This is a genomic window from Streptomyces sp. LN549 (assembly GCF_043203805.1).
Classification (GTDB): domain Bacteria; phylum Actinomycetota; class Actinomycetes; order Streptomycetales; family Streptomycetaceae; genus Streptomyces.
The window spans coordinates 8,421,878-8,442,918 of the sequence record NZ_JAZHRI010000002.1 but is presented as its reverse complement, the minus strand read 5'-3'; the positions used below and the strand labels follow the sequence as shown (position 1 = coordinate 8,442,918).

At 70.2% G+C, this 21,041-nt stretch carries 16 protein-coding genes; 10 read left to right on the top strand and 6 right to left on the bottom strand.

Annotated features, from left to right (window positions below; all coding sequences use genetic code 11):
- Window positions 1-41: 41 nt before the first annotated feature.
- The 3 genes from SH922_RS37300 to SH922_RS37290 all read right to left on the bottom strand — a co-directional run bounded on the left by SH922_RS37300 (window position 42) and on the right by SH922_RS37290 (window position 4,494).
- Complete coding sequence (locus SH922_RS37300; protein WP_393062958.1) at window positions 42-2,648, bottom strand: PA14 domain-containing protein; 2,607 nt, start codon at window positions 2,646-2,648, stop codon at window positions 42-44.
- Between the two features lie 272 nt (window positions 2,649-2,920).
- Window positions 2,921-3,568: a GAP family protein gene (locus SH922_RS37295; protein ID WP_393062957.1), complete on the bottom strand. Its 648-nt coding sequence runs from the start codon at window positions 3,566-3,568 to the stop codon at window positions 2,921-2,923.
- A 212-nt stretch (window positions 3,569-3,780) separates the two neighbouring features.
- Complete coding sequence (locus SH922_RS37290; protein ID WP_393062956.1) at window positions 3,781-4,494, bottom strand: (2Fe-2S)-binding protein; 714 nt, start codon at window positions 4,492-4,494, stop codon at window positions 3,781-3,783.
- Window positions 4,495-4,719: 225 nt separating this feature from the next.
- Here SH922_RS37290 and SH922_RS37285 point away from each other — a divergent pair, with 225 nt between their 5' ends.
- Window positions 4,720-6,051, top strand: a complete 1,332-nt coding sequence (locus SH922_RS37285) for a DMT family transporter (RefSeq protein WP_393062955.1) — start codon at window positions 4,720-4,722, stop codon at window positions 6,049-6,051.
- Here the strand turns inward: SH922_RS37285 and SH922_RS37280 are convergent.
- The gene (locus tag SH922_RS37280; protein ID WP_393062954.1) at window positions 6,021-7,385 is read right to left on the bottom strand and encodes a transglycosylase family protein; all 1,365 of its coding nucleotides are present in this window, start codon (window positions 7,383-7,385) and stop codon (window positions 6,021-6,023) included. The two genes, SH922_RS37285 and SH922_RS37280, sit on opposite strands and share 31 nt — an antisense overlap.
- Window positions 7,386-7,614: 229 nt before the next feature.
- Between SH922_RS37280 and SH922_RS37275 the strand changes: the two genes are divergently transcribed.
- Window positions 7,615-10,146 carry a glycoside hydrolase family 3 C-terminal domain-containing protein gene (locus SH922_RS37275; RefSeq protein ID WP_393062953.1) on the top strand — a complete coding sequence of 844 codons (2,532 nt, stop codon included), beginning with the start codon at window positions 7,615-7,617 and terminating at the stop codon, window positions 10,144-10,146.
- Window positions 10,147-10,154: 8 nt separating this feature from the next.
- Complete coding sequence (locus SH922_RS37270; RefSeq protein WP_393062952.1) at window positions 10,155-11,249, top strand: LacI family DNA-binding transcriptional regulator; 1,095 nt, start codon at window positions 10,155-10,157, stop codon at window positions 11,247-11,249.
- Between the two features lie 81 nt (window positions 11,250-11,330).
- Here the strand turns inward: SH922_RS37270 and SH922_RS37265 are convergent, their stop codons facing one another.
- On the bottom strand, window positions 11,331-12,689 hold the full coding sequence (locus SH922_RS37265; RefSeq protein WP_393062951.1) for an ROK family protein: 1,359 nt from the start codon (window positions 12,687-12,689) through the stop codon (window positions 11,331-11,333).
- A gap of 145 nt (window positions 12,690-12,834) precedes the next feature.
- On the opposite strand from SH922_RS37265, the gene SH922_RS37260 reads away from it, so the two are divergent.
- The 5 genes from SH922_RS37260 (at window position 12,835) to SH922_RS37240 (ending at window position 18,345) form a co-directional block, all read left to right on the top strand.
- Window positions 12,835-14,148, top strand: coding sequence for an ABC transporter substrate-binding protein (locus SH922_RS37260; RefSeq protein ID WP_393062950.1), 1,314 nt, complete (start codon window positions 12,835-12,837; stop codon window positions 14,146-14,148).
- Between the two features lie 10 nt (window positions 14,149-14,158).
- Complete coding sequence (locus SH922_RS37255) at window positions 14,159-15,169, top strand: carbohydrate ABC transporter permease (RefSeq protein WP_393062949.1); 1,011 nt, start codon at window positions 14,159-14,161, stop codon at window positions 15,167-15,169.
- Window positions 15,162-16,070 (top strand): carbohydrate ABC transporter permease, encoded by a 909-nt coding sequence (locus SH922_RS37250; RefSeq protein WP_393062948.1) that lies wholly within the window; start codon window positions 15,162-15,164, stop codon window positions 16,068-16,070. The genes SH922_RS37255 and SH922_RS37250 overlap by 8 nt, the downstream gene beginning before the upstream one ends.
- Window positions 16,071-16,090: 20 nt before the next feature.
- A complete protein-coding gene (locus SH922_RS37245) occupies window positions 16,091-17,449 on the top strand; it encodes a GH1 family beta-glucosidase (RefSeq protein WP_393063803.1) in 1,359 nt (452 codons plus the stop codon).
- A 269-nt stretch (window positions 17,450-17,718) separates the two neighbouring features.
- Window positions 17,719-18,345, top strand: coding sequence for a hypothetical protein (locus tag SH922_RS37240; RefSeq protein ID WP_393062947.1), 627 nt, complete (start codon window positions 17,719-17,721; stop codon window positions 18,343-18,345).
- Window positions 18,346-18,510: 165 nt separating this feature from the next.
- Here the strand turns inward: SH922_RS37240 and SH922_RS37235 are convergent, their stop codons facing one another.
- Window positions 18,511-19,110 carry a hypothetical protein gene (locus SH922_RS37235; RefSeq protein ID WP_393062946.1) on the bottom strand — a complete coding sequence of 200 codons (600 nt, stop codon included), beginning with the start codon at window positions 19,108-19,110 and terminating at the stop codon, window positions 18,511-18,513.
- 209 nt (window positions 19,111-19,319) lie between these two features.
- Between SH922_RS37235 and SH922_RS37230 the strand changes: the two genes are divergently transcribed.
- On the top strand, window positions 19,320-20,420 hold the full coding sequence (locus tag SH922_RS37230; RefSeq protein WP_393062945.1) for an RICIN domain-containing protein: 1,101 nt from the start codon (window positions 19,320-19,322) through the stop codon (window positions 20,418-20,420).
- A 22-nt stretch (window positions 20,421-20,442) separates the two neighbouring features.
- On the top strand, window positions 20,443-20,946 hold the full coding sequence (locus SH922_RS37225) for a GNAT family N-acetyltransferase (protein ID WP_393062944.1): 504 nt from the start codon (window positions 20,443-20,445) through the stop codon (window positions 20,944-20,946).
- The last annotated feature ends 95 nt before the right edge of the window (window positions 20,947-21,041 follow it).

Sequence of the window (21,041 nt, the reverse complement as noted above, 5' to 3'; positions counted from 1 at the left end):
CGGTCCGCCCGATGCGGGGCGGACCGGAGCGGCACCACGGGTCACGCGGTGGGGCAGCCCGCGACGACCGGCTTCGACGCGTCGCGGATCAACGCCTGCTGGGCGTCGTGGACCCGCTTCACATCGGGCTTGACGACCCTGCGGTCGTAGGTGAGCAGACCGTTCAGCTCACCTTCCACGTCGGAGATCTGCGTGTACACCGCACCGTTGCTGCCCTTGCAGGCCAGCGCGTGCACCTCGTCGAGCTTGGTCAGGTAGTCGTCGGTGTAGGTGGCCTGGTCGACCGCGATGTACGACTGCTGCACGGCCCAGGCGTGGCCGGGCACCGCGAGGCCGAGTCCGCCGTACTCACCGCTGATCAGGGCCCGTTGACCGTCCGGCTTCGGCAGCGCGGGGCTCGGGTAGCCGTGTTCGTCGATGATGTCCCCGGTCCCGCCGTCGACGCCGAGGTTGATGCCGGACATGCTGTTGACCAGCCGGGTCGGGTCCCAGGCCTTGGCCTGGTCGGCAATGCGGGCCTCGTCGTACTGCCCCCAGCCCTCGTTGAAGGTGACCCACATGACGACGGACGGGTGGCTGGAGTGTTCGTCGATCATCTCCTTCATCTCGTGCTCGTACTCGGCGCGCGCGGCGGCCGACGGATTGACGGTGTTCATCGCCGGCATGTCCTGCCAGACCATCAGGCCCAGCTTGTCCGCCCAGTAGAACCAGCGGTCGGGCTCGACCTTGATGTGCTTGCGGACCGAGTTGAAGCCCATCGCCTTGTGCATCTTCAGGTCGTACGCGAGTGCCTCGTCGGTGGGCGCGGTGTGCAGCCCGTCCGGCCAGAAGCCCTGGTCGAGGGTGGCCATCAGGAAGACCGGCTTGCCGTTGAGGACGGTGCGCGGGGTGCCGTTCACCTTCTCGACGGCGATGGACCGCATGCCGAAGTAGCTGCCGACCCGGTCGGATCCGACGGTGACCTTCAGCTGGTAGAGGTGCGGATCGTCGGCGGACCACAGGCGCGGGTCCGGGACGGGCACCTTCAGCGCCGATCCGGTCCGCCCTGTGACGGTGCCGACCTTGCGCTTCCCGTCGTACGCGGTCGCCGTGACCGGCACCCCGTCCCGTACACCGCGCACCTCGACGGCGACGCTCTCGCCCTGGACGTCCGGGGTGAGCTTCAGCGAGTCGGCGTGGTCGGCCGCGACCGGTTCCATCCAGACGGTCTGCCAGATACCGGAGGACGGGGTGTACCAGATGCCGCTGGGGTCGAGGCGCTGCTTGCCCATCGGCGGGTTCTCGCCGTCCTTGGCGTCGGTCGGGTCGTAGACGCCGACGATCAGCTCCTGGGTGCGGCCGGGCTTCAGCGCGTCGGTGACGTCGGCGCTGAACTTGTCGTAACCGCCCTTGTGTTCGGTGACCTTGTGCCCGTTGACGTACACCTCGGACTGCCAGTCCACGGCACCGAAGTTCAGCTGGAGACGCTTGCCCGAGCCGACCTTCCAGTCCTTCGGGACGGTGAAGGTCCGGCGGTACCACATGCGGTCCTCGTGCCGTTCGATCCCGGAGAGCTGGGATTCGACCGGGTACGGGACGAGGATCTTCTCGCCGAGCTTCTTCCCCACCGGCGGCTGCTCCCCCGCCTTCGCCGCGGCGAACTCCCATGAACCGTTGAGGTTCTGCCAGTTGTCACGGGTGAGCTGGGGGCGCGGGTACTCGGGCAGGGCGTTCTTCGGCCCGACCTCGTCGGCCCACTCGGTGCGGAGCTGGTACGTCGAGTGGTTGGGCCCGCTGGACCAGAAGGCACCGACCGCCTTGCCGTCCTCGCCGGACAGTGCGCCGTCCCCGTCGTAACGGATGTCGGCCAGGCCCGTGGCGTCGCCGGCCTTGTTCCCGACGACCGGTTCCTTGAGGGCGACGGTCAGACTGCGCGGGTCGGCCGGGTCGGCCTTGACCGCCCCGAGCGGCCACTCGGCCCCGCCGATCACGGCGTCCAGGTGGTTCACCAGACCGGCCGGCAGGGCGCCGAGCTTCTGCGCGAAGTCGAGCTTGAGGGTGCGGCCGTCGGCGAGCACGGTGGCGCCTGTGGCCCCGTCGTACGCGAAGTCGTCCGGCAGCCGGAAGGCCGACTGCGGCACCGGCACCTCGGTGCCGCCCGGTTCGGTCCATTTGAGATGGAGGTTGGAGCCTCCCTCGTGCTCGAAGTACTCCACCTTGAAGTCGTAGGCGGTACCGGCGGTCAACTCGACCGGCTGGGAGGTCTGTTCCTTCTCCCAGTCGTCGACCCAGTGGTCGATGACCGGCTTTCCGTCGATCCAGAGGCGGAAGCCGTTGTCCCCGATCATCGAGAACGTATGAGCGCCGGTCTTCTCCGGCACGATCTTCCCGGTCCACCGGATGCTGGCGTCGTCGGCCTGTCCGGTGGCCGAGGTCAGCCGCGACTCCAGGGTCGGGAAGTCGATGGAGGGGTCGAATCCGGTGGCCTTGAGCTCCCCGAAGTCGAAGGCTCCCGGGGCGGACTGGGTGTAGTACTCCCCCTTCAGCCCCTGCACTTCGGTGGAGCCTCCGGAGTCCTGCCCGGCCGCCGAAGCGGCGGGTACGGCGGACAGTCCGGCGGCCCCGACGGCGGCAGCCAGGAACAGAATCAGTCTCTTGTCGATGCGCACGGATCCTCCTTGGTGAGGAAGGGTGGCGGCTCGTTGCAACACGATGTACAACGTTGGAAGGAATGGCAGTTGGCATGACAGCACGCCGCATGCGGCGCTGTCCAGGTCCATGACAAGCCCGTGTGCGGAGCGGAGGAATACCGGAAGAGCCCACGTCAGAGCCCCCGGCACCACGGCGCGGACCGGAACGCCACGCCGCCTTCCGGCATGCCCGGTGGGACTTCGGGCACGCCGCCTTCCGGCATGCCCGGCAGGCCTTCGGGAGCCGTGGATCAGACGAGCTGGTAGATGCTCTTGGCGACCAGCCACACTCCGACCAGCAGGGACAACGTGACGACCACCTGGTCCTGATGGCTTTCGGTCCAGTCGCGCAGGGCAGCGAGTCTCACCCGCGACTTCGTGGGCCGGAACGTGGCGTACAACTCCATCGCGAGCAGGCCGGAGGTGGCCAGCAGACAGAAGGCCAGCAGCGCCACGTACGAGCCGAGCGAGGACAGATGCGCCTGGACGACCGTGGCGGCGCCCGCGGCGACCAGACCCCAGGGCTGCAGAATGACGCCCAGCCCCGCGGCGGTCCACCCGGAGGCGCTGTCCAGCCCGCCCAGCCACTTCGGGGTGCGGTGCGGTCGCCGGCTTCCGCCCCGCCGCCGTTTCGACTCCGCGTAGGCCACCATTCCGACACCCAGCGCCAGTTTGAGCGCCAGCGCGACCGTGGAGGGAGCGCTTCGGGGAGCCGGCGGCTTGCCGCCGGTCAGCAGAATCACCGCGGCGAGTACCAGGACCAGGCAGCCGAGCCACGCCAGGATGAACGCCAGTCCCTTCCGGACGCCACGGGGCGCGGAGAGCAGCAGGATGAACGCGCTGTTGTGCAGGGGCCCCACGTTGATGGCCAGGCCGATGACGACGAGTTCAAGAACCATGCCCGGCGCCGATCGTCCTACGGATGCGGGCACGGAGTCCGGCACCGATGGCCCTCGCGGTGGACTGCTGCATGTCCGAGCCCTTCGTCGCAGAGATGAACCATTCTGCGTCGACTTCGCAGCCCGCGCCTTTCCACCCGGTGCAGTCCATACCGCACGGCGGCGGCAGACACCCGAAAGGCTCTGACCGCCGCCGGCCGCGCCCTCCCCGCTCAGACCGGGCCGGGCCGCCCCGGCGGTCTGCGGGGGGCCTCGTCGAAGACGCAGTCACCGCACAGCCCACCGCCCGGGACCCGGTAGTAGAGACAACAGGAGCGCCTGCGAAAGCCCGGACCGTGCGGTGCGCCCGTGTCGCGCAGATCCGCGTGGTCGAAGAGTTCGGCGGCCAGGGCGCGGGTGCGCGCGGCAACGTCCGGCCTGCCGTGCGCACGCGCCCACACGGCCAACTGGCGCACGGCTCCCGCCAGCGCGGATCCGGCGTTGCCCCACAGCAGGCGCACCGGCACGGCGGTGTCCCGGCGGATCGCCGCGCCGAGCGGTTCGAGATGGCCGTACTGGACGGCCTCCCGAATCCGGGACGCCGAACCAGGAAGCAGGGCGCCTCCATCGAGCCACAGGTCCTCCGGGGCGGACAGCCGGGAGTCCCAGTGAAGGTCCTCGGCCCGCAGACCGGGGAATCCACCGGTGAGGGCCGCAGGGCCCAGAGCGGTCGACCACAGCCGCGCGGCGAGCCCCAGATGTGCGACCGAGGCGGCGACCCGTCGTTCGGACGTGCCGAGCCGCTCCGCCACCGTGTCGATCCGGGATCTGAGCGGTGCGTCCTCCCCCGCGTACAACCGTGCCAGCGGGAGATGCCCACCGTCCGGCACCGGCGCCGTCCGCAACGCGAAGAACCCGCCCGGGCCCGCCCCTTCGTTCTCGTCCATCGCGCTGCCGCCTCCCGCTCCACCCGGCCACCTGATGTGACCCCGCGGACACCGGCAGTGCCGCGGCTCGCGGTTCACCGTAGCTGTGCGGGATGATCGTTCTGACGTCGGCCACAGGGAGGACTACCGTCGGGAGGAGGACACCGGGACCACTCCCGTACTACCAAAGCAGTACGCCGAATCGCCGTCTCAGGGACGACGACGCGGGCGCTTTGAAGGGAGATCGTGGTGTACATGAGTTCCCTCGCGCTGTCCGTGCTCCTGTCACTGATCTCCGCGGTCGCCTACGCGGCCGGGGCGATCGTCCAGGAACGCGTGGCCACGGCCTCCGACGGCCGCTCACTCGCACCGCTGCGCAACCGGGTCTGGTGGGCCGCGGTGGCACTGAACGGCGTGGGCGCCGTCCTGCACGTGGTGGCGCTGGCGTACGGTCCGCTCAGCCTCGTGCAGCCGCTGGGCGCCCTGACCATCGTCTTCGCCCTGCCGATGGCCGCCCTCTTCGTCCGCCGCAAGGCCGGGGCGACCGCCTGGCGCGGCGCGGTCATGGCGACGGTGGGGCTTGCGGGACTGCTGGCCCTGACCGGAAGTTCCGATGCTCACTCCCTGGGCGGGCCGCAGCAACTGATGCTCGCCATCGTGACGTTCGGTGCGGTGGCCGCGCTCATCCTGGTCGCGAAGGCCATGCGCCGGCCGGTGATGCGCAGCGTGGTCCTGGCCGGGGCCGCTGGGGTCGCCTTCGGTATCGCCTCGGTGTTCACGAAGACCGTTGCCATGCAGTGGACCTCGGGCTCGGTGGGCGCGGGCCTTCCGACGCTGCTGGTGATCGCCGCACTCGCAGGGGCCGGGCTGCTGCTGTCCCAGGCCGCCTACCGCGGCGCGGGTCTGACGGCCCCGCTCGCCACGGTGACCGTGGTGAACCCGGTGGTGGCCGCTGCGGTCGGCATCACGCTGTTCGGTGAGCAGTTCCGTTACGGCACCACCGGCACGATGCTCGCCCTCGCCTGCGGGGCCGTCGCGGCCGGCGGACTGATCATGCTCACCACGGAACGGATCAGCGCGGAGCGCCGCGAGGGCCGGCACATCGCCGGCGACGGCGAGCGCCCGCAGACCGCTGCCCGCACGGGCACGGCGTCCGACGACGCCGCCGTTGCCGCGCCTCCGCCGGGGCCCCTGTCCCCTGGCGCCCGGAGCGAGGACGCGGCGGATTTCGCCGGGCCCGCCGGCTCGCCGGACCCGGTGGGCACAACGACCGACACGGCGGGCACTCCGCTCCGGCCGGTCCGGTCGACGACGCCGACCGTGGTGGCCCTGCCCGAACCCATGGCGCCGATGATGCCGCCGGTGGCGGCCGCGGAAACGTTTCCCGCCCCGCTGCCGCTGCCCGTACGGACACCGCTGGAGCGCCGGGTGGGTCAGGCGGAGTTCGGACCGGACCCGCGGCCGCGCAAAGGCGCCGCGCGAAAGGGCGCGTCATCCGCGGAGTCCACCGCCTCCGCCACCGCCGCGGCCGGTGAGCGCCCCGGCGTTCAGACCCTGACGCCGCCCGCCCTGAGGTAGGCGAGCGGGTCGACGTCGGAACCGTAGTCGGGTCCTGTCCGGATCTCGAAGTGCAGATGCGGCCCCGTGACGTTGCCGGTGGAGCCGGAGCGGGCGATGCGCTGCCCTCCGCCGACGTGCTGGCCGGAGCGGACGAGGAGCGACGACAGGTGCGCGTACTGGCTGTACTTGCCGTCGCCGTGCCGGATGACGATCTGGTAGCCGTACGCACCGCCCCAACCCGCCGAGACGACCGTGCCGGGCGCGACCGCCTTCACCGACGTGCCGGTGGGCACGGGGAAGTCGACGCCTGTGTGGTAGCCGCTGGACCAGGAACCTGCCTGGTGGTAGGGGGTGCCCGTGCGAGCCGCCACCGGTGCGGTGAGCCCGGAGTGCTTCTCGGCCCGCTCGGTCTTGCGGGTCTCGGTCCTGTGGCTCTCGGCCTTCTTGGGCTTCGGCTTCGCCTGCTGTGTCTGCTTCGGCTGCGCCGCCGGCTTCGGCTTCGCCTGCTGCGCGGGCTGGGCCGTCTGCCTTCGCTCGGGCTGGGCTGTTTGCCTGCGCTCGGGCTGGGCCGTCCTCTTCGGTGCGGGCGCTGCTTTTTCCTTCGCCCGCGGCTCCGACTTGGCCTCCTGCTTCGGAGCGGCGCCGACGGTCGTCCTCGGGGTCCCTGCCAGGTCGAGGCTCAGACGCTGGCCCGGGAAGATCAGGTCCGGGTCGTCACCGACGACCTTGCGGTTCGCCGAGTAGAGCCGCTGCCAGCCGCCCTCCAGACGCCGGTCTGCTGCGATCGCGGAGAGCGAGTCCCCGCCGGCCACGGTGTACGAGTCGCGCTTGCCCGGCACCGTCGTCGGGGTGGCGGCCACCGAGGCGTTCTTCGTCTCGGCCCTGGTCGGCAAGGAAGTCCGGGAACCGGCCCTCTTCGACGTCGCGGCCTCTGCTGTCCGCTCGGTCTGCGGGCTGATGTCGGGTCCGTCACCGCCCCGCGTCAGGCCCGCCTTCCCGGAGCAGACCGGCCAGGCACCCGGGCCCTGACCCTGAAGGACCTTCTCCGCGATGGCGATCTGCTGGTCCCTGGTGGCCAGGTCCGCGCGCGGCGCATAGACCGTGCCACCGTAGGCCGCCCAGGTCGAGCGGGTGAACTGAAGCCCGCCGAAGTAGCCGTTGCCCGTGTTGATGTGCCAGTTACTGGTGGATTCGCACGCGGCGACCTTCTCCCAGACATCTCCTGACGCCGCACCGGCCGATGCGGCGGTGATGAGCGGGAGCGCAATGCCCGCGCCGCCCGCCGTGACCGTGAGCGAAGCACGGTTGATGCGGCTCGGCTGGTATCTGCGGTGCCGTCCGTTCGCGGCCATGATGTGGCTCCCCCACAGGCAGTAGGACACGTCGCAAGCGGTCAACTTATGTGCAGACAGCGGGTGATGACAAGGGCACAGCGAGTTCCGGCCACCGTCGGGACCCGGCCGCACCCGGCCCCGTCCCCGGCTGTTCCCCATTGACACGGTCGGCGTCGGCCAGCGACGCTGGGCGCGGCAGTTCGGGAGAGCGCTCTCCGATCCAGCAGGGCGCGGGGGTTGAAGGGGCATGACCGTCATGACGGACGAAGAGATCGATCCGCTGCTGGAGAAGCTCGACCTGGCACAGAAGGTGCGCCTGCTGACCGGCGCGAGCACCTGGCGCACGCATGCCGAGCCGACCGTCGCACTACTCCCCCTCACCCTCTCCGACGGACCCGCCGGTGTGCGCGGCGAGACTTGGGACGAGCGCGAGACGTCGCTCGTCCTGCCCTCCCCGACCGCACTGGCAGCCTCCTGGGACGAGCGTCTGCTCACGGATCTCGGCGCACTGCTCGCCGCGGAGGCACGGCGCAAGGGGGTGGACGTGCTCCTCGCGCCCACGCTGAATCTGCACCGGTCCCCACTGGGTGGCCGCCATTTCGAGTGCTTCTCCGAGGATCCCCTCCTCACCGGGCGGACCGGCGCCGCGCTCGTCAGGGGCATCCAGTCCGGCGGGGTCGCCGCCACCGCCAAGCACTTCGTCGCCAACGACGCCGAGACGGACCGGCTGAACGTCGACGTGCGCATGGACGAGCAGACGCTCCACGAGCTCTACCTCGCCCCCTTCGAAGCAGCGGTGACGGCCGGCGTCTGGGCGGTCATGTCCGCGTACAACAAGGTCGACGGCGTCACCATGTCCGCCTCTCCCCTGCTGGAGCACCCACTGAAGGAGGGCTGGGGGTTCGAAGGGCCCGTGGTCTCGGACTGGGGCGGTGTGCGCACACTCCTGGACACCGCGCGCTCCGCACAGGACCTGGTGATGCCGGGGCCCGACGGCCCGTGGGCGGCCGGCCTGCTCACCGCACTGGAACAGGGGCTGGTCTCCCCCGAGGTGATCGACGACAAGGTACGGCGACTGCTCCGGCTCGCCGGGCGAGTGGGCGCGCTGGGCTCACCCGGACCGGTGTGGCGGCCGGTGGTGGCGCCCGACACCCAGCGGGCGCTGCTGCGCCGGGCCGTCGCCGCCGGTTCGGTGCTGCTCCGCAACGACGGCGATCTGCTGCCACTGGATCCGGCGGAGCTTCGCTCGGTCGCGGTCATCGGCCCGCACGCCACCGCGGTGCGCATTCAGGGCGGGGGCAGCGCGGAGGTGTTCCCCGACTCGGTGGTGACGCCACTGGCCGGAATCGGGGAAGCGCTCGACGGCTCGGCGACGGTGACCCACCACCCCGGCTTGGCGCCGTCCGCCCGTCCCGTCCCGCTCACCCTGGACCGGTCGCGCGATCCGCGCACCGGAGAACCGGGCGTGCTCGTCAGACTGCTGGACGGGAACGGGGACGAACTCCACACCGAGCACCGGCTTTCCGGGCGGATCGTGGAGCCCTCGGTCGTGGCCGAAGGCTCCGCGACCGTGGAGATCCGGGCCCTGGTCCGGCCCGACGTGGGCGGTGTGTGGACCTGGGCGGTGGGCGGCTGGGGCGACCTCTCGCTGTCGGTTGGCGGCCGGGAAGTTCTCTCCGGGGCGTTCCCGCCGGACAGCGACGATCCGACCCGGATACATGTCACCCCTCCCCTGCGCTCCGTGCAGGCCGAAGTGGTTGCGGGCCGGGAGGTGGAGGTGGTGGCACGGCGCTCGCTGACCCCTGGGACCGGAGTGGCGACCGTTCTCGCCGCCGCCCCGCCGGCCGGGGACGCGGCGTCCGAGCTCGCCCGGGCCGTGGCTGCCGCGCGGGCGGCGGATGTCGCGGTCGTGGTCGTGGGCACGACCGAGGAGAGCGAGTCGGAGGGCCATGACCGCGAGAGCCTCGGCCTGCCGGACGGCCAGGACGCGCTCGTACGGGCCGTGGCGCGGGCCAATCCGCGCACGGTGGTCGTGGTGAACGCGGGCGGCCCGGTCGCCCTGCCCTGGCACACCCGGGTGCCTGCGCTGATGCTCCACTGGTTCCCGGGCCAGGAGGCCGGAAGCGGGCTGGCGGACGTCCTGTTCGGCCGGGTCGAGCCGGGCGGCCGGCTGCCGACCACCTGGGGCGCAGCCCAGGACCACGTACCGGTGCTCGACACCGTCCCCGCAACCGACGGACAGCTCCGTTACGACGAGGGCCTGCACATCGGCTATGCGGCCTGGCTGCGGTCCGGGGCCACGCCGGCCTACTGGTTCGGCCACGGCCTGGGTTACACGAGCTGGGAGTACGAGGAGCTGGCGGCCCCGGGGACGGTGCGGGCCGGGGAAGCCTTCGACGTACACGTCCGGGTACGCAATTCGGGGCGGAGGCGCGGTCGCGAGGTGGTCCAGGTCTATCTGGCCAGGAGCGGGTCGGCGGTCGAGCGGCCGGTGCGCCGGCTGATCGGGTACGCGGCGGTCGAGGCGGATCCCGGCCAGAGCGTGATCGCGGTGGTCCGGGTGTCCGGGCGGGCCCTGGCGCACTGGTCGGTCCTGTCGCACGGGTGGGAGACGGAGGCGGGTGACTTCGCGGTGCTGGGCGGCCGTTCGGCGGGCGACCTGCCGCTCGGCGCGACACTGACGGCGACCGCGCCGGACAGCGCGCCCGGTGCCGGTCCGGTGACGGCTCCGGCAACGCTTCGAAGCGCGAGGGGAGAGCGCTCTCCGTTGATGCTATAAATGCGCTCATGACGGATGACCTACGACCTGCCGGCACACCCACCCTTGAGGACGTGGCGAGGGCGGCCGGTGTCTCCCGCGCCACCGTCTCCCGGGTGATCAACGGCGTACGAAATGTCGACCCGGCGATCCAGGAGGCCGTGCGCCGGGCGGTCGCCCTGACCGGGTACGCACCCAACCGCGCGGCCCGTTCCCTGGTCACCCGGCGCACCGACGCCATCGCCCTGGTGGTGTCGGGCGCGGGCGTCGAGCCCGAATCCCCGGACGGCGGACCGGCGGCGGACGCGGCAGATCCGGAGAGCGGATCGTCCTTCACCGCACAGGTCTTCGCCGACCCGTTCTTCGGCCGGGTCGTCACCGGGGTGGTCAACTACCTCCGGCCGCGCGGCATGCACCCGGTCCTGATGTTCGCCGAGACGTCACGGGCCCGCGAGGACGTGGTGTCGTTCCTGCGCCAGGGCAGTGCGGACGGCGCGCTCGTCGTCTCGACGCACGCGGAGGATCCACTGCCCGCGCTGCTCACGGACGCCGGACTGCCCGCGGTGCTGTACGCGCGGCCCGCCCGTCCGGTCCGGATCAGCTATGTCGACCTCGCGCACCAGGACGGCGCACGGCTGGCCGCCGAGCATCTGGTGGCCCGGGGCTGCCGCCGCATCGCGACGATCACGGGACCGCTGAACGTGCCGGCGGGCCAGGAGCGGCTGGCCGGCTTCCGCGACACGATGGCGCGGCTCGGGCATCCCTACATCCCGATCGCCGAGGGGCAGTTCACCCAGGAGAGCGGCGAGGCCGCGATGGAGCGCCTGCTGGTGGAACATCCCGATCTGGACGCGGTGTTCGCGGCCAACGACCTGATGGCGATGGGCGCCTGCCATGTCCTGCGGGAACACGGCAGGCGGGTGCCGGAGGACGTCGCGGTGATCGGGTTCGACGACAGCAGCGCGGCGTCCGCCTGCCGGCCGCCGCTGACGACGATCCGCCAGCCCGTCGAGGCGATGGCGGCCGAGATGGCCCGGCTGCTGATCGAACGGCTGTCGAAGCCGGACGGAGCGGCGACATCGGTGATCTTCGAACCGGCGCTGGTGGTACGGGACTCGGCGTAGACGGACATCAGGACTCCCGCACACCCACGGGGCGTTATGCGCCTCGCCACGACACCCCGGCAACCCGGCCCGGCCCCCGCCTCACCCCGTCGCGTCCGACGTCGTCCGTGAGCGCTCCCGGCCCCGTACGGCATCCGCGGCGGTCCGGAAACCCGGCGCCGGGACGCCGGGCTGCGGCTCGGGGGCCGGGCGGCTGCCGCCCCTCGCCAGGAAGTCGGCCAGCGGCAGCGTCGCGGCGCCGACCGTGACCGCGTCGGGGCCGAGCCTGCCCAGCTCGATCGTGGTCCGGTCCGCGGCATGGCGGAGCGCGTACTCCTGTGCGTAGCGGCGGATGTCAGGCAGCAGATGCGGGCCGATCAGCAGGCCCGCCCACCCTCCGAGCAGAATGCGCTCGGGCAGGAAGAGGTTGATCAGGTCGCCCAGGGCCGCGCCCAGACATGCGGCCGTCTCGTCGAGGACCGAGACAGCCAGCGGGTCTGGAGCGCCGCCGGGACCGGGGTAGGCGGCGGCGAGCAGCGCGGCGAGTGCGGTCTCGTCATCGGCGTCGGCGGGCAGCGGGCCGCCCGCCTCGTGCCAGCGCTCGCGCATCGCCTCGGCGCCCGCGTACGCCTCCAGGCACCCTATGGAGCCGCACCGGCAGCGTCGGCCGCGCAGTTGCACGGTGGTGTGGCCCCATTCGAGGGCCATGCTGCTGCGGTCCTCGTCGAGCAGGTCGCCGTGGTTGACGCAGGCGCCGACGCCGGAGCCGATGAGAGCGACGGCCGAGGCCCCCGCGCCGCGTCCGCCGCCGAACCACATCTCGGCCTGGCCCAGCGTCTTGGCGCCGTTGTCGATGAAGAACGGCACCTCCGCCGGGACCCGGACGGCGTCACGGAGCAGCCGCTCGAAGGGGACGGCGCTCCAGTTGATGGTCTGGCCGTGGACGACGGAGCCCACGTCCCCGACCGAGCCGTCCGGTGCGTCGCGTTCGATGATGCCGGGAACGCCGATCCCGATGCCGAGGAGCCGGCGCGGATCGGCGCCCGCGTCCCGCAGGACATCGGCGACCCCGCTGCGGACGTGGCCGACGATGCGGTTGACGTCGTAGCCGTGCTGGGCCAGCAGCCGTTCCGTGCGGGCGAGTTCGGTGAGGGCGAGGTCGAAGAGCTCGACCCTGATCCGGGTCTCGCCGATGTCGATGCCGATGAGGAGGCCACCCCCGGGTGCCACGCGCAGCAGCGTGCGGGGACGGCCGCCGTCGGAGTCGACGACACCGGCCTCCTCCAGGAGACCCTCCGCGGCAAGCTCCGCGACGACGTTACTGATGGAACCTGAACTCAGCCCCGTCGTGGGACCGAGCTCCTGGCGGCTCAGCGGGCCGTCGAAATACAACCGTTGCAATACCCTCGCCCGGTTGCCCCGTCGCAGGTCACGCACGGTCCGTCTGTTGCGCTCAGCCATGTGGCTCCTTCCCTTCCCGCAACATACCGTGACCGCGGGACTTGACGCGACCTTCCCTCACCTCTTAAATCACGACATAAATTAAGCCCTGAAGGTCGTTCGACTCTCGAACGCGGCCTTCCTCCCCGGAAAGGGGCCATCCCGCATGCGCACCATCAGAGCCGCAGCAGCCGCCACCCTCGCGATCTCCATCGCCGCCGGAGTCACCGGCTGCGGAGGCGGTACGTCAGCCGAGGGCGGCAGCAACGATTCGCCGAAGACCCTCACCTACTGGGCCTCCAACCAGGGCCCCAGCATCGAGGCCGACAAGAAGATCCTGACCCCCGAGCTGAAGAAGTTCGAGGAGCAGACCGGCATCAAGGTCAAGCTGGAGGTCGTGCCCTGGGCCGACCTGCTCAACCGGATCCTCGCGGCCACCACGTCCGGTCAGGGCCCGGACGTCCTGAACATCGGCAACACCTGGTCGGCCTCGCTCCAGGCGACGGGTGCGCTGCTCCCCTGGGACAAGGCGAACTTCGACGCGATCGGCGGCCGGGACCGCTTCGTCGACTCGGCCGTGGCCTCGGCCGGTGCGGAGGGCAAGGACCCCTCCGCGGTGCCGCTGTACTCGCTCGCGTACGCGCTCTACTACAACAAGAAGAGCTTCGCCGAGGCCGGCATCAGCAAGCCCCCGGCCACCTGGGACGAGCTGGTCGCGGACGGCAAGAAGCTCTCCAAGGGCGGCAAGTGGGGACTGGGCGCCGAGGGCGCCAACCTCTCCAACAACATCCACCAGACCTTCGTCCTGGGCCAGCAGCACGGCGCGGACTTCTTCGACACCGCAGGAAAGCCGACGTTCACCTCCGACGGCGCCGTCGCGGCCGTGAAGCAGTACATCGACCTGATGGCCAAGGACAAGATCATCGCGCCGGGCAACGCGGAGTACGCCCAGAACCAGTCCCTGACGGACTTCGCCAAGGGAAAGACCGCGATGGTGCTGTGGCAGGCCGCCGCCTCCACCTTCGCCTCCCAGGGCATGAAGCCCGAGGACTGGGGCGCGGCCCCCGTGCCCGTCGCCTCCGGCACTCCCGGCCAGGGCAAGAACGTCAACTCCATGGTCGCGGGCATCAACATGGCGGTGTTCAAGAACACCAAGAACATCGACGGCGCCAAGAAGTTCGTGAAGTTCATGACGAGCGACGCCGAGCAGAAGCTGCTCAACAAGACCTACGGGTCCATCCCGCCGGTCAAGACCGCCCAGGCCGACGCCGCGTTCTCGGCGCCCGACCTCGCGGTCCTGCGCGAGACGCTGGCCAGGAGCGCCGCCCCGCTGCCGCAGGTGCCCAACGAGTCGCAGTTCGAGACCGCCGTCGGCACCGCGGTCAAGGAGCTGTGGGCCGACGCCGCAGCCGGACGCCCCGTGACCACCGAATCCGTCAAGGCGCGCCTCGAAAAGGCGCAGCAGACGATGCAGCAGTAAGGCACCTTCCATGACCGCCACCGTGACAACCGACAGCCGGACGGATAAGTCGGACAGGGTGACGAGCCGGGGCAACGGGGGTGCGCGCAGGCGACTGCCGCGCATCCCCGACCGGATCCGCCAGGGCGGACTCCCCTATCTCCTGCTCCTGCCGGCCGTCCTGCTCGAACTTCTCATCCATGTGATTCCGATGATCATCGGAATCGTGATGAGCTTCCGCCGGCTCACACAGTTCTTCATCGGCAACTGGGGCGCAGCGCCCTGGACCGGCCTCGACAACTACAGGATCGCCGTCGATTTCAACGCCCCGATCGGCGAGGCGCTGCTCCACTCGTTCTTCATCACCTGTGTCTTCACGTTCTTCGCCGTCGGCCTGGCCTGGCTGTTCGGTGTCGCGGCGGCGATCATGCTGCAGGAGAACTTCCGCGGCCGCGGATTCCTGCGGGCGATCTTCCTCGTCCCGTACGCCCTGCCGGTCTATGCGGCCGTCGTCACCTGGGCGTTCATGTTCCAGCGGGACAACGGTCTGGTCAATCACGTGCTCCACGACCAGCTGGGGCTGACCGACCAGCCGTCCTTCTGGCTGATCGGTGACAACAGCATCTACGCGCTGATCGTCGTCTCGGTCTGGAAGGGCTGGCCGTTCGCCTTCCTCATCGTGATGGCGGGGCTGCAGAACATCCCGCGCGAGCTGTACGAAGCCTCCGCGATCGACGGCGCCGGCATCTGGCAGCAGATCCGCAAGATCACACTGCCGTCGCTGCGCCCGGTCAACCAGGTCCTGGTGCTCGTCCTGTTCCTCTGGACGTTCAACGACTTCAACACCCCGTACGTGCTGTTCGGCAAGGCGGCACCTTCGAGCGCGGACCTCATCTCGATCCACATCTACCAGTCGTCCTTCGTCACCTGGAACTTCGGCACCGGATCCGCGATGTCCGTGCTCCTGCTGCTGTTCCTGCTGGTCGTGACGGCCGTCTACCTGCTCATCACCTCGCGCGGAAGGAAGGGTGCAGATGCCTAGCCATGCCCAGCCGGCCGCACTGCCGAAAGCGGCGAAATCGAGATCGCGGTCCCGGTCGCCGATGGCCGCGCCGCAGTCCTTCCTGTGGACCCGTCGCGTCATCCTGGCCTTCCTGACCGCCTTCGTACTGCTGCCCGTGTACGTGATGGTCAGCAGCTCGCTCAAGCCGCTCCAGGACGTCTCGGGGAAGTTCCACTGGATCCCGACCGGGCTGACCGTCAAGCCGTACATCGACATCTGGGAGACCGTCCCGCTCGCCCGGTACTTCGTCAACTCGCTGGTGGTGGCTGGCTCGGCGACAGTCCTGTCGGTGATCATCGCAGTGTTCTCCGCGTACGCCGTCAGTCGCTACAAGTTCCGCGGCAAGCGCGTCTTCACCGTCACGGTGCTCTCCACCCAGATGTTCCCGGGCATCCTCTTCCTGCTCCCGCTGTTCCTGATCTTCGTCAACATCGGGAACAGTACGGGCATCGCCCTCTACGGCTCGCGCGGCGGACTGATCCTCACGTATCTGACTTTCTCGCTGCCGTTCTCCATCTGGATGCTCATCGGGTACTTCGACTCGATCCCGAAGGATCTGGACGAGGCCGCGCTCGTCGACGGCTGCGGTCCGCTCGGCGCTCTGTTCCGGGTCGTCGTCCCGGCCGCGGTGCCCGGCATCGTCGCCGTCGCCGTGTACGCGTTCATGACGGCCTGGGGTGAGGTCCTCTTCGCCTCCGTCATGACCAACGACACCACCCGCACACTCGCCGTCGGCCTGCAGGGCTATGCCACGCAGAACGACGTCTACTGGAACCAGGTCATGGCCGCCTCGCTCGTCGTCAGCGTGCCGATCGTCGCCGGCTTCCTGCTCCTCCAGCGCTACCTCGTCGCCGGACTCACCGCGGGAGCCGTCAAGTGACCACTTCTGAAAGGAAGTCCGTGAACGACCTGAGCGCCCTCCCGGCCGGCTTCACCTGGGGCGTCGCCACAGCCGCGTACCAGATCGAGGGAGCCGTGACCGAGGACGGCCGCGCGCCCTCCATCTGGGACACGTTCTCCCACACCCCGGGGAAGGTGGACGGCGGCGACACCGGGGACGTGGCCTGCGACCACTACCACCGGGTCCCGGAGGACATCGCACTGATCAAGGAGGTGGGGGCGGGCGCGTACCGCTTCTCGCTCGCCTGGCCCCGGATCGTCCCGGGCGGCGACGGTCCGGTCAACGCGGCCGGTCTCGACTTCTACGACCGCCTCGTGGACGGCCTCCTGGACGCGGGGATCACGCCGTTCGCCACGCTCTACCACTGGGACCTCCCCCAGGCGCTCCAGGACCGCGGCGGCTGGACCGTCCGCGAGACCGCCGAGCACTTCGCCGCGTACACCTCCGTCGTCGTGGACCGCCTCGGGGACCGGGTGAAGGACTGGGCCACCCTCAACGAACCGCTCTGCTCGGCCTGGATCGGCCATCTGGAGGGCACGATGGCGCCGGGTCTCACCGACCTGACCGCCGCCGTCCGGGCCTCGTACCACCTGCACCTCGGGCACGGCCTCGCCGTCCAGGCCATCCGGGCCGCGTGCCCGGACGCCCGCGTCGGCATCGTGAACAACCTCAGCCCGGTGGAGGCCGCCACCGACCGCGAGGCGGACCGGGCCGCCGCCGTGCGCGGCGACGGTCACACCAACCGCTGGTGGCTCGACCCGATCCTCGGGCGCGGCTACCCGCAGGACATGGTCGACCTGTACGGAGTCGAACTCCCCGTACAGGAAGGCGACATGGAGCTCATCGCGGCGCCGCTCGACTGGATGGGCGTGAACTACTACTTCCGCCAGGTCGTCACAGCCGACGCGAATGGCCCCGTCCCGCACGCCAAGCAGGTCTATCTGCCCGGCTCCCGCCACACCCACATGGACTGGGAGGTCCACGCGCAGGGCCTGGAGCAGCTGCTCCTGCGCCTGACCGAGGAATACGGCGTCCAGCGCATCTACGTCACCGAGAACGGCGCGGCGTACCAGGACGTCGTCCTCGCCGACGGATCGGTGCACGACCCGGATCGGACCCGGTACCTGGAGGAGCATCTCGCGGCCTGCGCCCGCGCCGTCCGCAAGGGCGCCCCGCTCGCCGGGTACTTCGCCTGGTCCCTGCTGGACAACTTCGAGTGGGCGTACGGCTACGACAAGCGGTTCGGCCTGGTCCACGTCGACTACGCGACGCAGCGCCGCACCGTCAAGAGCAGCGGCCGGCGCTACGCCGAGCTGATCCGCGAGGCGGCGGCAGGCCGCTCCCGCAAGGCGGCCTGACCACCCCGCGAGGCGCGGGGGCCACCCAGCAGCCTCCGGCGGCGGACGACCGCCGCCGGAGGTTTCGCGCTGTCCGTGGCAAGGGTCGGAGCAGCGGACTCATCATCCGTCGGCTGTGGGTTCGAATCCCGCACGGTCTACCTGATGCCGTGCGGGGAGCTCCCTCAGACCTGCTGCTCGACGTCGGGGCCGACCGTATCCGGTCGGGGCGCCGACCTGCCGTTGACCGAAAATCCCGTGACCAGGTTGACAGCCCTTAGCCTTGCCGGGTGAGCTTCAACAACATGGCGCAGAAGGTCCGCAATGCCGCGCTGCCTCACGGTATGCGCGTGGCGCAGCTCCGATGCTGTGTGCAGCTGTACCGGCCGATCGGCTTTCACGCGACGCTGAGCTTCCTCGAATCCAGGGCGGGTCGCTACAGCAGGGACGAGGGTGCATTGCTCCGCGCGTTGGGTGTGCTGGAGGCCAGCAGGGATGCTTGGCACGTGGAGCTTCGGACGTTCGACGGGACGCGAAGACTCGCCAAGGAGCAGGGAGCACGTCAGCCCCGTACCGCTGAGCGGAATCCGTACCGGGAAATGTGGTGGTCGGGAGCGCCGCGGGAGGGCGCCCTGCACGCTCTGGCATTCCTGCGTGACCGGCGACGTATTCCGCCGGCGGACGGCGACGCGGTTGCTGCGGACCTGCACCGTTGTGTCATCGCCTGCCTTGAGTCCGGTGGAGCATTGGCGTCGGAAGAGCGCCTTCTGCTGGCGGAGTGCGTCCGCAGAATCGGGAATCGGCGAACCGCCGCCGCCTGGGAGGACGACAGGACGGGCTTCTTCCGCGCCCTCGATCTCCTCAGGGCTGCCCGTCACGTGGAGGTCGCAGCCGCTGAATGCGTGAGCGATGCATGAGCGGACACACTCGGAGAGTCTGCTGTGACGCCGGCCGCCGAGGCATGATCCGAGGCCATGTGCAGGGGACGCCCGCCTGGCCCGCTGCCGTGCAGGACCCGCAAGCAGCAGGTGGTGCCCGGGAAGACCTCCCGGGCACCACGGACAGAGCACTGGGGCAGCCGGTCAGTCCACCACGTACAGCTTCTTCGGCCAGCCAATACTGTCCAGGCGCTTGAACAGGTCCCTGATGTTGGTCGGGTTGAGCTTGATGCAGCCGTTGGAGTAGTAGTCGTTGGGGCCGCTGTTGGTCCACCGCTCGGACTCGATGACGCCGCTCCTGCCGTTCGGCTTCATCTCGCTGTGGATGAACAGTTCGGTGCGCTTGGTGCCATTGTGGCACTTGCGGTCGGCGATCTTGATGACGAGGCCGTTGATGATGCCGTCGAAGTTCTTGCGGTGCCACTCGACGGCGTACGGCTTGCTCGCCCCGGCGTTGGGGAGCCAGCCCTTGCCGACCGCACAGGTGTTCTTGACCTGGCCCGAGCCCGCCTTGTACGACTTGATCACCTTGTCCCGGCCGGGAGTGCGCTTGACCAGCTCCAGGCGGGAGTTCGTGACCGAACCCTTGTTGAAGCGCAGGTAATGGGCGTCGCTCACCTTGGCGGACACCTGCGTCTCGGTGCGCGCCTGTGCCGGGGCGGCAGTGGTGGCGCTCAGCCCACTGACGAAGACGGCGGCGAGCGCGAGGGGGACGATGCGTACGGTCCGTGCGTTGTTGCGCATGAGAACACTCCTGTGTGGCTTATGACGGTGCCTGACTGTTCCGCCGGCAGCACCGACACTGCTTGGCCGGCGCTCCGTCCGGCAAGGGATGCCCGGTGTCCCGGACAGCCCCTTGCTGTCCGGGCTGGTCACCACAACCTTTCGGACAAAGCTCCGGGCTGCGCAGAGCCCCCTTGCTGCCCGCCGGACGGAGGGCCAAGGATGGAGTCATGAACACCACGGGGGATGTGGAGCCCGAACGCGCGGACAGCGTCGAGCAGTTCGTCGACTTGATGAAGCGGCTCAAGGACGCGTCGGGACTGACCTACCGGCAACTCGAAGAGCGCGCCGAACGGGAGGGGCGGGTCCTTCCGCGCAGCACGATCGCGGATGTACTGCGCAGACATGCGCTGCCGCGGCCGCACATGCTGAACGCCTTCGTCCACGCCTGTGGCGCGGGCGAGCATGCCGAGACCTGGCTTCAGGCACGTAACCGCCTTGCTCTGGGGGGTGGTTCGGCGAACCCCTCGATGAAGGAGGTTCCCGTCCGCGACGGCCGTGCCGCCCCGTCGTCGCCGGCCGACGACGACACCAGCGGCCCCTCCGAAGTCGGCGGTGCCCGCGGTCGCGACGCGGAGGAGGGAATCGGGCACCCCGCGATCCAGTCGGAACCCGGAACCGCGCCGAGGCGACTGCGGCGTCGGCACCGTTTCGCGGCGCCCCGCCTGTGGGTGTCGCTGCCCACCGTGCTCCTGGCGGGCATCGCCTCCTGGCTGGTCCTGCCCGACGATCCAGGCCCCGCGGCGACTGCGCCCTCGTCCCGGGAGCCGGCAACCGGGTGGTACAGCATCCGACCGGTCCGGGCCACAGACTTGTGCGTGACCGAGGGCCGTGAGCCCGGCGGCGACACGGTCGCCGTGCAGCGCCCGTGCCCTCAGTCCACACCCCCGTACACCAGACTCGATCCACTGGGCGGCGGCCGCTTCTTCGTCAAGTGGGTCCATCCCGTGAACGGCTGGGGATGCCTGACGGTTCTCACCAGCGGGCTGCTCGAACCCTGGGATGACTGTCGCAGCAGCAGGACCGCCCAAGTGTTCACGTTCGAGCGGGTCCGCACGGCCGGGGCGCCGGCCTCGAGTACCGGGCGGACCGGGCCGTACCGGATACGGGCCGCGAGCGACGGGCGGTGTATCGGCATCTCGGGTGCGGATCCCAAGGCCGCGTCAGCCGTGGCGGTCGCCGGGCCCTGCACCGACAGCGCCTCCCAGCACTTCCTCCTGGCTCCGGAAGCCGAACCAGCAGCAAGCACGCTGCCCTCGGTTTCCGGATGAGCCATGGGGCAGAGTAGGGGCCATGTCTGCATACGAGACGATGTCGTTCCATCTTGAGACCGAGCGGCTGAGCCTGCGACCGTGGGCCGATTCGGACGCCGCCGAGCTCTGCGCCCTCCGCTCCGAGCGCGGCGACGGGACATCCACGGTCGAGCACGCCCGGACGACCATCGCGAAGCTGGTCGCCGAAACGGCGACAACGGGCATTGCCCTGCTGCCCATCCAACGCCGTGCCGAGGGCGACTTCATCGGCTATTGCGGATTGATCATCGGCCGCTCCACCTTGGAGGAGCCCGAAATCGCGTATGAGTTGTTCCAGCGCACGCATGGGAGCGGCTACGCCACCGAGGCGGCCGGCGCGGTGCTCGAAGCCGCTGTTGCTACCGGGCGGAAGCGGCTCTGGGCGACCGTCGGAGCGTGGAACACGCCGTCGTTCCGTGTCCTTGAGAAGCTCGGGTTCGAGCGGGATCACGTTTCCATGGAGGACAGCGGTGAAGTGGTCTGGCTCACCCGCTCGTTGGCGTGACGCGAGATCGCACCCCAAAGGCTTGATGCTCACGTGATCGAGTCCGATCAGGCGGAGTGGGCCGCTTGACGGCTCGACGGCACGGAAGGGTGTGC

What these genes read in the sequence shown, in the direction of transcription:
- SH922_RS37270 (WP_393062952.1), top strand. Translation starts at nt 10,155, where the DNA reads ATGACGGATGACCTACGACCTGCCGGCACACCCACCCTTGAGGACGTG.
- SH922_RS37265 (WP_393062951.1), bottom strand. Translation starts at nt 12,689, where the DNA reads ATGGCTGAGCGCAACAGACGGACCGTGCGTGACCTGCGACGGGGCAAC.
- SH922_RS37290 (WP_393062956.1), bottom strand. Translation starts at nt 4,494, where the DNA reads ATGGACGAGAACGAAGGGGCGGGCCCGGGCGGGTTCTTCGCGTTGCGG.
- SH922_RS37295 (WP_393062957.1), bottom strand. Translation starts at nt 3,568, where the DNA reads ATGGTTCTTGAACTCGTCGTCATCGGCCTGGCCATCAACGTGGGGCCC.
- SH922_RS37280 (WP_393062954.1), bottom strand. Translation starts at nt 7,385, where the DNA reads ATGGCCGCGAACGGACGGCACCGCAGATACCAGCCGAGCCGCATCAAC.
- SH922_RS37230 (WP_393062945.1), top strand. Translation starts at nt 19,320, where the DNA reads ATGAACACCACGGGGGATGTGGAGCCCGAACGCGCGGACAGCGTCGAG.
- SH922_RS37235 (WP_393062946.1), bottom strand. Translation starts at nt 19,110, where the DNA reads ATGCGCAACAACGCACGGACCGTACGCATCGTCCCCCTCGCGCTCGCC.
- SH922_RS37275 (WP_393062953.1), top strand. Translation starts at nt 7,615, where the DNA reads ATGACCGTCATGACGGACGAAGAGATCGATCCGCTGCTGGAGAAGCTC.
- SH922_RS37225 (WP_393062944.1), top strand. Translation starts at nt 20,443, where the DNA reads ATGTCTGCATACGAGACGATGTCGTTCCATCTTGAGACCGAGCGGCTG.
- SH922_RS37255 (WP_393062949.1), top strand. Translation starts at nt 14,159, where the DNA reads ATGACCGCCACCGTGACAACCGACAGCCGGACGGATAAGTCGGACAGG.
- SH922_RS37260 (WP_393062950.1), top strand. Translation starts at nt 12,835, where the DNA reads ATGCGCACCATCAGAGCCGCAGCAGCCGCCACCCTCGCGATCTCCATC.
- SH922_RS37250 (WP_393062948.1), top strand. Translation starts at nt 15,162, where the DNA reads ATGCCTAGCCATGCCCAGCCGGCCGCACTGCCGAAAGCGGCGAAATCG.